This is a genomic window from Chitinophaga tropicalis (assembly GCF_009758205.1).
GTDB lineage: Bacteria > Bacteroidota > Bacteroidia > Chitinophagales > Chitinophagaceae > Chitinophaga > Chitinophaga tropicalis.
On record NZ_WRXN01000010.1, the window covers coordinates 284,469 to 293,614 of the forward strand.

A 9,146-nucleotide genomic window follows, 5' to 3' on the forward strand; every position below is an offset into this window, starting at 1 on the left:
CCCCGGAGGACTTTTTTAACACAATTCTCTTTTTAAGAGAGCTCCTCCTTGTGATGGAATGGTATACAAAGAGAATTTATTCTCTGCCTGCAAGGGCATGTGGGTTCGAATCCCGCCGGGAGGAGTTACTTTTATACTCAGTGGTCAGCACGTTCACAACAGATAAAATACTCAGCAACACCATAAATGAAGTAGCCCATCCCCATCCTCCTATATTCCAGCATTGTATAGCCACATATGCCCCTAATGCCCCGCCAATAAAATAACTGGTCATATAGACAGTATTGATACGGCTGTTAGCCTTATGGTCCAGTGAGTAAATGATCGCGATATTAGTTACCTGGCTGGCCTGTACACCAATATCCAGCAGGATAACCGTCACCCAGATAACGGTAAGTGAACCGGGAAATAATTTCAGGAGTAAGATGCTGAACAGGGTCAATCCTGTTGAAAATAATAAAGACCTGGACGGAGTTCCTTTATCTGCCTGTTTTCCGAAAAACGGGGCTATTAATGCACCCGCAGTTGCAAGCAGGCCAAACAGCCCTATAACGGAAGGCGAATAGTAAAATGGCTCACCGCTCAGGTAGAAGGTCAATGTTACCCAGAATGCGCTTAAAGCGCCAAAAGCGAGCATTCCCGTTAATGCAGTCCTCCGTAGTAATGGAAATCTGCCCAACTGAGCAATCGTCGATTTCAGTAATCCGGCATAAGTAGCATTAAAACGCTCTGTTGCGGAGGGGAAATCTGCCTGCATCAAGATAGCTGTAAATAGCACCAGGCCGACAGAGATCAGGTATACATATTGCCAGCCCAGCCAGTTAGTAATATAACCACTGAAAACCCTGGCCAGCAGGATACCGGCTAAAATACCCGTAAATATCTGTCCAACTATCTTTCCCCTGTTCTCTTTCACCAGGCTTGCTGCCATAGGTAAAATAACCTGTGCTACGACTGAGAAGATACCTATAAACAGACTGCCTGCATAAAGTATCCAGAGGTTGGATGCAAACTCTACCAGCAGAAGAGAGAAGATCAGCCCGATCTGAAGATAGAGGACCAGCTTTTTACGCTCAACCATATCGCCGATGGGAGTAAGGAAGAACAAGCCAATTCCATAACCTACCTGTGATAAAACAGAAATAATACCGGCCTTTCCGGCGTCGATATGAAAAGAGAGCGCAATAGCGTTCAGGATGGGCTGGCTGTAATATACATTCGCCACACATATTCCCGCTGTTGCGGCCATAATAAAGATCTGAGTTCTTGTAAGAGATGCCATCGTAATTACTTTAAATTGTATCGTCAATTCTGACAACACAAAATTGGTACAGATGGACACCCTTTCCAATGAACTATTCCAGGAAATAAGGGCGAACTGGTTCAGGTAAAAATGTTGAACTAAATTAACTTTTCCGGGAGCTTCTTTTATTGCGGAGTTTGGATAAGTATTCTGTGGTCATGCCCAGGAAGGAAGCCAGCGCATATTGAGGTACTTTACTGACGATGTGAGGATATCGTTCCAGGAAACCTTCATAACGTTGTTCAGCAGATTGGGTAAGATTGGTGATAACCCGGCGGGCCATATATGCTGCAGTATTTTCTGCAAGTATCCTGAAGAATGTTTCGAAATTATGCCGGCTTTTTTTGAGGCGCTGCTCTGCTTCATAATCTATCTGTAATACAATACTATCTTCCAATGCCATTACAAACATGGAAGCCGGCTGCTGATAGATATAACTGTTATAGTCAGAGATCCACCAATCGTCTACTGCAAACTGTATGGTATGCTCCTCCCCTTCATCGCCTATTACATAAGCTCTGAAACTGCCCTGTACTACATAATATCTATGGGTTGCTACAAAATTGGGTTGTATGATGTACTGTCTTTTTTTAACCCTAATAGATTTAAAACTGTCACAGAATACATTCAGCTCATCGTCGGTGAATGAGATGCGTTTGAGAATATGTTCTTTAAAATTATCGTATTCTGTCATGGGTATAAAGTTATTGCAAAGTCATCAGATTCCTTACAAAGATAACGGTCATTGTCGTGCCTTCTCCAACAGTCGAATCTACTTCCAGCCTCATAGCATGGTATTCAGCGATGCACTTTACGATTGCCAGTCCAAGGCCATAGCTCTCTGCTTCATGACTATTCTTTTTCCTGAAGCGATCAAATATCCTGTCAATATCTCCGAGAGGAATGCCTATCCCTGTATCTGTTATTGAGATAGCGTACGATCCTTCGGTAGTTACCTTATCACTTATACTAATACTGCCATCCTGTTTATTGTAACGGATGGCATTGTTGATAAGGTTATAGAACAATTGAAACAACAGGTCATGATTCATCTGCTTCAATATAGCCTGCGTATCTACAGAAACTGACACCCTGATATTCTTATCTTCCAGCCGATGTTCAAGTTCTGTAATGATATCCCTGATCATTCTTTCCGGTTGAACGTTGTCCTGCCTGGTGTATTGATCATTCTCTATTCTTGATATCAATAAAAGAGAATGGACTATCTTCTTCAACCGGTTCAGTGTCTTCATCATTTCAATGATCTTTTCCTGTACCATCTCATCAAGATCATTCAATAACATCAGATTCTCCATCTTGGTTTGCAGGATACCAATAGGCGTCATCAGCTCATGAGAAGCGTTGGAAGTAAATTCTCTCTCTCTGTCAAAATCTTCTTTGATCCGGTCCATCAAGGCAATGAGGGACTTGTCAAGGTAACGGAAATCTACTGTTGTTGTATTAACAGGCGGTGGAGATTCTTTGAAAGGGAAAACGGGGTTTAATATTTTAGTTTGTATAATTGTCTTTAATGGGCGAAGCAGGATACGTGTAAAGGAAAGATCGATCAGTAGGGTCAGAATGATCAGTATACCTAACACATATAAAGCGATCTTTTGCAGCGGGCTGTTATACTGGCTGATAGAGGCTATTGTCCTGCCTACTTCCAGTTCATACAGCTGGTTATTGAATTGAAAAGCCTGATTTAAGACGCGATATGTTACAGTATCGCCTTCAATGATCCTTTGGCTTGTTTGTATAGTATCTGCGGTGTAGATGTTCTTTTTTCTTTCAAGGGAAATATATTCTTCTTTTAGCAGTGTATAACTTCCATAAGAAGAATCGCCCTGCAAATAATAGTCGATCCCATTCTTCCGGATATTATCTATTACTTTCTCTGCCTGTTGTTTTAACAGTTTGTTAGTACTCTGGAAAGCTACCCTGTCTATCAGGAATGGCAGCAATACAACGAAAAGCAGCACTATTGCGACCTTCGAGAAGGTTGTTGTGAGTGTAAGTTTGGTCAGAAGCTTCACAGTTGTATCAGATTTTTATTTTGTACCCAACTCCCCTGATAGTCTGCAACCAATCTACCGGTGCATATTCCGTCATTTTTTTCCGGATGTTCTTTATATGTACATCGATGTAGTTAGAATCATAATCATCATCTGAAAAGCTTCCCCAGATATGTTCACTAAGCTGCATACGTGTAAGCGGGCGGTTCTTATTCAGCAGCATATATCCCAACAGATCAAATTCTTTTTTTGACAGTTCAATATCTATACTTCCATATAAGACAGTCCTGTTATTCAGATTGACTGTAAACTCGCCCAATGGCACGATATTGTTCTTCAGACCGGATTTTCTCCTGCTTATAGCCTGCATGCGGGATTGTAATTCCAGCAGGGAAAATGGTTTAGGCAGATAATCATCTGCGCCAAGGTCCAGTCCTTTGATCCTGTCTTCCAGCTTACCACGCGCGGTTAAAATGATATATGATGCTTCGGGACAAGTTTGCTTCGCTTCTTCCAACACTAATAATCCGTCTTTATCCGGCAATCCCAGATCAAGTAAGATAAAATCGTAAGGGCCTTCTTCCATAAACTGTCCTGCCTTTTTTGCGGTAAAGGCAAGATCACACAGGTAACCTGCTTTTATGAGGAAATGTTCCATTTCCAAAGCCATTCCTCTTTCATCTTCAATGATCAGTACTTTCATATCACTTAAAGCTGGTAATAAAAGCTTGCGGTAAAAAATGAATTGAGCTTACCGGGATCTGACTGGGCCTTTTGCCCCAGGAGAGACAGCTGGCAGGCCAGTTCTATCATATAGCTGGAGCGGTTGTAAGCCAGTGGCAGCTTCAGGTTGTATGATAAGATATCAAAGCTTGTAACTGTTTTAGTAGTGGTTGTTGATCCGCTTCCGGATGGTGTTCCGAGAATTGGCGAGAAAAGTCCTAATATGCTGTCTCTTACGTTTTTCTCTGTGACGTAATATTTATAAAAACGTTGTGTTCCTCCTGTAACGTCCAATAAAGGAGTAAGTGTAACCACATCTTTGTCACTTATACTAAACAGGTTAATCTGTTTGCTGATACCAAATGTAGAGAAGAAGTCATTAGTCTTTCCGAAAGCATAATCTCCTCCCAGGCTTGTGGTGAGCCAGCCGTGATGACTTACACTTATACTGGCCATATGCGGATTAGCTGCCTGCAGGAAAGGTGACAGCTTAGGATAAAAAGTATAATTATAACTGAGATCAACAGATAATCTTTTGCTGAGTTTGAAGTCTATACCTGCACCTGCGCTGTAAGCAGATACTAAACGATTGCTGTCATTGAGCAGCCGGTATGCTACTCCATTAACGTAAATACCTGACTTGTGGCGGTAAGAGGCTGCGGCAGCTATATAGGCCATTTTCTCTTCTGCTTTCTGTCCGTAGTAATTGGCGTTATTGGCGTAAATAACGCCAAAGGTCAGCGTCGATCTTTCAGGCGCCACACCATCCTGCTGCTGTGCTACACTATCCACCTGCGCTTTGCAAAGAATACTGAATAATAATATAGTAAGTAGTGAGAATATTTGCTTCATGATCTTTAATATTAATTGACCCGGACGCCTATTTTTTTGATCACGATCTTCGGTTTTATGATCACATGTGGTTTAACTGGCATTACGGCGGGGGGCACAGCTATCGGCTTTACTTGTTTCTTTGATTTAGGTACCTCTTTGATTACGTCTGGTATGGCATCGGTTACAGGCTGGTCCTGCTTTTCCACCTCCGCCGGCTTTTTGACCGGTATTGAATCTAAAGGGACAGAATATGGGGGATGTTGAGGTAGTGAGACACTACCCCAACTATTTAGGTGACAGATCAACAGGATAATTATTATTCCCGTATACCGGTATAAAATCCCTTTGTCCATATTCTCTTAATAACTATTTAATTCCAACTCCTAAATTTGCCCCCACTTTAGCAGATGTTCTCACTGGTATAGTCTTAACACCTGTAGTTACACCTGTAACTGCTTTTACAGAATGGGAACTTACAACTTTTCCTGTTGTTTTCACACCTGCGCCAGCTGATTTTACACCATTTTTTGCTTCTATGGCTGTTTCTTTTGTAACATTTACACTGGTAGCGGCAGTATTGTGAGCACCTTCCACAGCGGCTTCTTTTGCAACGTTTACGCTGGTAGCAGTAGTAACGGCGGTATTATGAGTACCTTCTACAGCGGCTTCTTTTGCAACATTCACGCTGGTAGCAGTAGTAGTGGTAGTATTATGAGTACCTTCCACGGCTGCGTCCGCCTGGCTGGTTATGTTATTTTTCAGCTCATTGGTGGCCTTTTCAGTAGAAATAACTGCCTTTCCTTTGGAGCTTACTGCTGCATTACTTTCTTTGCCAAAGTTAGCAGAAACAGCGGATGAAGAAGTAATATTAGCGTCAGTTTTTCCTGTCTTAGCAGCTGCCTGTCCGGATGTATTGGCATTCACTGATTTATTCTGCACTGCAGCTGATTGCGTAGCCTTAGTTGAAACTTCCTGGGCTGATACAGCACCTGCTAATGAAATAGCCGCGATAATAAAAAATCCTTTTTTCATACATTTCCAATTTTGTAGGTGAATAACGTTTGATTGACGATACAAACCTAGGTTACCAAGATGAAGGAAAAATGAAAAATGGGGAGTGGGGTATTTCTATTATAAGTACCGGATTTTTCCGGTATTTGATCCTGTTAACTAAATATTGCTAAGGATATTAAGATATTGCACTCGTTTAGATCCCTTATGTTAACAATAAAATGCACCCCATGGATTTCAAAGATCAGCTTAAACAACTCGGGGAAAGAGTTGCTAAGCTTAAAGACCAGATACAGACAGAAGAAGCTACGAAAAATGCTTTTATCATGCCTTTTATTCAATGTCTGGGCTATGATGTATTTAATCCCTTTGAAGTAACTCCTGAATTCATTGCAGACATTGGCATTAAGAAAGGTGAGAAAGTAGATTATGCGATCACTAAAGATGGTAAACCAACCATCCTGATAGAATGCAAGCACTGGTCGGCCGATCTGGATCCGCATAACAGTCAGTTGTTCCGGTATTTTCATTGTACAGCAGCGAGGTTTGGTATCCTGACCAATGGTATTCATTATAAATTCTATACTGACCTGGTAGAGCCTAATAAAATGGATGAAAAGCCATTCTTTGAGTTTCATATAGATGATCTTAAAGATACGCAGGCAGAGAAGTTAAAAGAGTTTCACAAAAGCTACTTTGACCTTGACAAAATCATTACAACAGCCAGTGAGCTGAAATACACCAATGAAATAAAGAATATCCTCATCCAGGAGCTCAACGATCCTTCTGATGATTTCACCCGTTACTTTGCAAAGATCGTCTACCCATCTGTTGTCACAGCAAAAGTGCTTGAACAATTCAAAGGGCTTGTTAAACGTTCATACAATCAATTTGTTAATGACACCATCAGCGAACGGCTTAAATCTGCGTTGAATAATCAGCAGCAACAGGAAATAAAGGAAGTGACTGAAATAGAAGTCCCCATAGAAGAAGCTAAAATAGTTACAACTGAAGAAGAGCTGGAAGGGTATCATATTGTAAGGTCCCTGCTCCGTCAGAAGATCAGTGCAAGCAGGATTGTATTCAGAGATACTCAATCTTATATGGGGATACTGCTTGATGATAATAACAGGAAGCCGCTATGCCGGTTGCATTTTAACGGGAAGAAGAAATACATATCCTTATTTGATAAAGAAGCGGAAGAGAAAATAGAGATCAAAGTTGTTGATGATATTTTTGAATATGGGGAGCAATTGATGGTGGCCGCTATGAAGTATGTGGGGACGGAAGGGGTGTGAAGATTCATTTATACTACTGTAAAATTATTTAGGCATGAAAAAAATTTACCTTTTAACCTCTATTATGCTCTTGTTTTTCTCTTGTAGCAAAGATTCTGATACAGGATCAGGATGTGGTTACCATAATGGCAAACCACTTAGTCTGGGGCCGCAAGGAGGTTGTTATTATACAAACGAGAATGGGAATAAAATCTATGTTGCCAGGTCCGAGTGTAAATGTGATTAAGAAAAATCGCTTTTATATTTCCCACCTGAATATCTCACCTAAAAATCGGCCAAATGGGATACAGACGAAGCTATATGTGTAGGGATGGTACATTTGTATCAAGGCATTGGGTACGTGGCAGAAGAACTTACGGGAATAATAATGAGTCTACAAGGCGTGTGGTCGCGCTTATCATCCTGATTCTCTTTCTGTTTGCTCAATGTAGCAAGTGAGTCGAAGCGTTCTTTGACTTTGAGAAAAAGAAGATACTTGCAGGCATATAGCTACTATCCATATAGTAACATAGGCTTAAAGGTGGAGTTGATGCGGGGATGATTTCCGGGTGTGTAATAGCGGTAAAATGTATGCGACAGGGGTGCGAAGGAACATTGTACCAATAGAAAGATGTTCACAGGGGTGGCCTGTGGATGGAAGACTGTCAACTATGTAGTTCAAAGGAGGGGATTCTTTACCAAAAATACAGCTGTCAGGCAAGAGGGTTATTCCCGTTGAATGACAAATGGCAGGAAGTGAGGGTATACTGTGTTTGAGGTCTCGTTTGATATGGGATGCTGCAGGTATGCAGGTTTATGAAAGACCTGTCCGGTTTGTGGAGGTTGTACCGCAACGATATCGGCGGCCAGGGATCTTCCGTTGCCAGAGGGGAGGTTATCCTTCAAGCCTCTTACCTGTAGTGTTACCACCAATGTTCCTTTGCCCGGTACATCCACAGAAAATGATGCTCCGCTGAAGGATTTTCTGCTATCTATGATAAGCACATCGCTCTGCGTGTTTACTACCTGATGTGTGGCGAAACTGATACGGGTTGCGATCACTTTTACTTCCAGCATGTTGATGTCTTTAAATGCCGGTAAGGTTTGCGAGGGGATGTGTAGTATACCATCTGCGGAAAGCCGGGGCGCCAGGGCAAAGAACCGATCGGTCCCGGTATGCTTGTTGAACCGGAAACCGATTATGTTTTTTGTGTTATTCCCGGCAGAGGGAATAAGTGCTTTGGTTAGCCGATTGATATGGCTGGTGTCAGCACGGACATCCAGCTTGCCGTAGAAAGCGCTGCGAATGAGCGCTCCTTTTTTGCTGGCCATGCCAAAGCGTTGGGCAGCGCGGCGGGTGGCCCGTGTTTGCCGAACTATTTCGGGCATGCTGCGCAGGAAGTATTTTTTGTTGCGTCTATATCCGATGAGGTTACCAAGCTTACCGATGAAGGGGAACGGAGTATTTTGGGTAGCCATGAAGCTATATATTGGTTATACTAAATATAACATTATTTGCTGAAAATATTTCAACATTTGTTTGAAGATTATCTAAGACTACGAATGTTAAAAAAATCCAGAGGGAGAGTATCTGGCGTCTGGATAGCTGTTAAAGTGAGAAACAAACTCATTGAGGTGAGTTGTGATTTGCTTTCAATTATTCCGTAGCTTAGATCATTCACAACAGACGGCTGATATATCCCGTAGTGCTATTAGTTGTGATTTGCTTTCAATTATTCCGTAGCTTAGATCATTCACAACCGGATAGTGATAGCAGGTATCAGCTCGCTGGTTGTGATTTGCTTTCAATTATTCCGTAGCTTAGATCATTCACAACTGAATATAAATGTATCAAGGAGACTGTAAAATGAACTGTGTCAAAGGTTAAAATAATTTCCTGACCTTTAACACAAGTTTCTTTTTATGAGCAAGAATGATCAATTTGATTACGACGGCCTCAAGAAAAAGGCCTTAGAACAGTTT

Annotated in this window: 9 protein-coding genes; 1 reads left to right on the top strand and 8 read right to left on the bottom strand. The window is 41.7% G+C overall.

Annotated elements, in window-relative coordinates; genetic code table 11:
• Positions 1-76: 76 nt before the first annotated feature.
• From GO493_RS21595 to GO493_RS21625, 7 genes are all read right to left on the bottom strand, one after another.
• A complete protein-coding gene (locus GO493_RS21595; protein WP_157308312.1) occupies positions 77-1,282 on the bottom strand; it encodes an MFS transporter in 1,206 nt (401 codons plus the stop codon).
• Positions 1,283-1,406: 124 nt separating this feature from the next.
• Positions 1,407-1,997, bottom strand: coding sequence for a Crp/Fnr family transcriptional regulator (locus tag GO493_RS21600; protein ID WP_157308313.1), 591 nt, complete (start codon positions 1,995-1,997; stop codon positions 1,407-1,409).
• 10 nt (positions 1,998-2,007) lie between these two features.
• Entirely contained in the window at positions 2,008-3,339 is a 1,332-nt protein-coding gene (locus GO493_RS21605) for a sensor histidine kinase (RefSeq protein WP_198315791.1), read from the bottom strand.
• Between the two features lie 7 nt (positions 3,340-3,346).
• The gene (locus tag GO493_RS21610; RefSeq protein WP_157308314.1) at positions 3,347-4,021 is read right to left on the bottom strand and encodes a response regulator transcription factor; all 675 of its coding nucleotides are present in this window, start codon (positions 4,019-4,021) and stop codon (positions 3,347-3,349) included.
• 5 nt (positions 4,022-4,026) lie between these two features.
• Positions 4,027-4,893: an outer membrane protein gene (locus GO493_RS21615; protein WP_157308315.1), complete on the bottom strand. Its 867-nt coding sequence runs from the start codon at positions 4,891-4,893 to the stop codon at positions 4,027-4,029.
• Positions 4,894-4,904: 11 nt separating this feature from the next.
• Positions 4,905-5,228 carry a hypothetical protein gene (locus tag GO493_RS31140; protein WP_232538926.1) on the bottom strand — a complete coding sequence of 108 codons (324 nt, stop codon included), beginning with the start codon at positions 5,226-5,228 and terminating at the stop codon, positions 4,905-4,907.
• A 13-nt stretch (positions 5,229-5,241) separates the two neighbouring features.
• The gene (locus GO493_RS21625; RefSeq protein ID WP_157308317.1) at positions 5,242-5,907 is read right to left on the bottom strand and encodes a hypothetical protein; all 666 of its coding nucleotides are present in this window, start codon (positions 5,905-5,907) and stop codon (positions 5,242-5,244) included.
• Between the two features lie 209 nt (positions 5,908-6,116).
• Between GO493_RS21625 and GO493_RS21630 the strand changes: the two genes are divergently transcribed.
• The gene (locus GO493_RS21630) at positions 6,117-7,184 is read left to right on the top strand and encodes a type I restriction endonuclease (protein ID WP_157308318.1); all 1,068 of its coding nucleotides are present in this window, start codon (positions 6,117-6,119) and stop codon (positions 7,182-7,184) included.
• A 705-nt stretch (positions 7,185-7,889) separates the two neighbouring features.
• Here the strand turns inward: GO493_RS21630 and GO493_RS21635 are convergent.
• Positions 7,890-8,642, bottom strand: coding sequence for a hypothetical protein (locus GO493_RS21635; RefSeq protein WP_157308319.1), 753 nt, complete (start codon positions 8,640-8,642; stop codon positions 7,890-7,892).
• Positions 8,643-9,146: the final 504 nt, after the last annotated feature.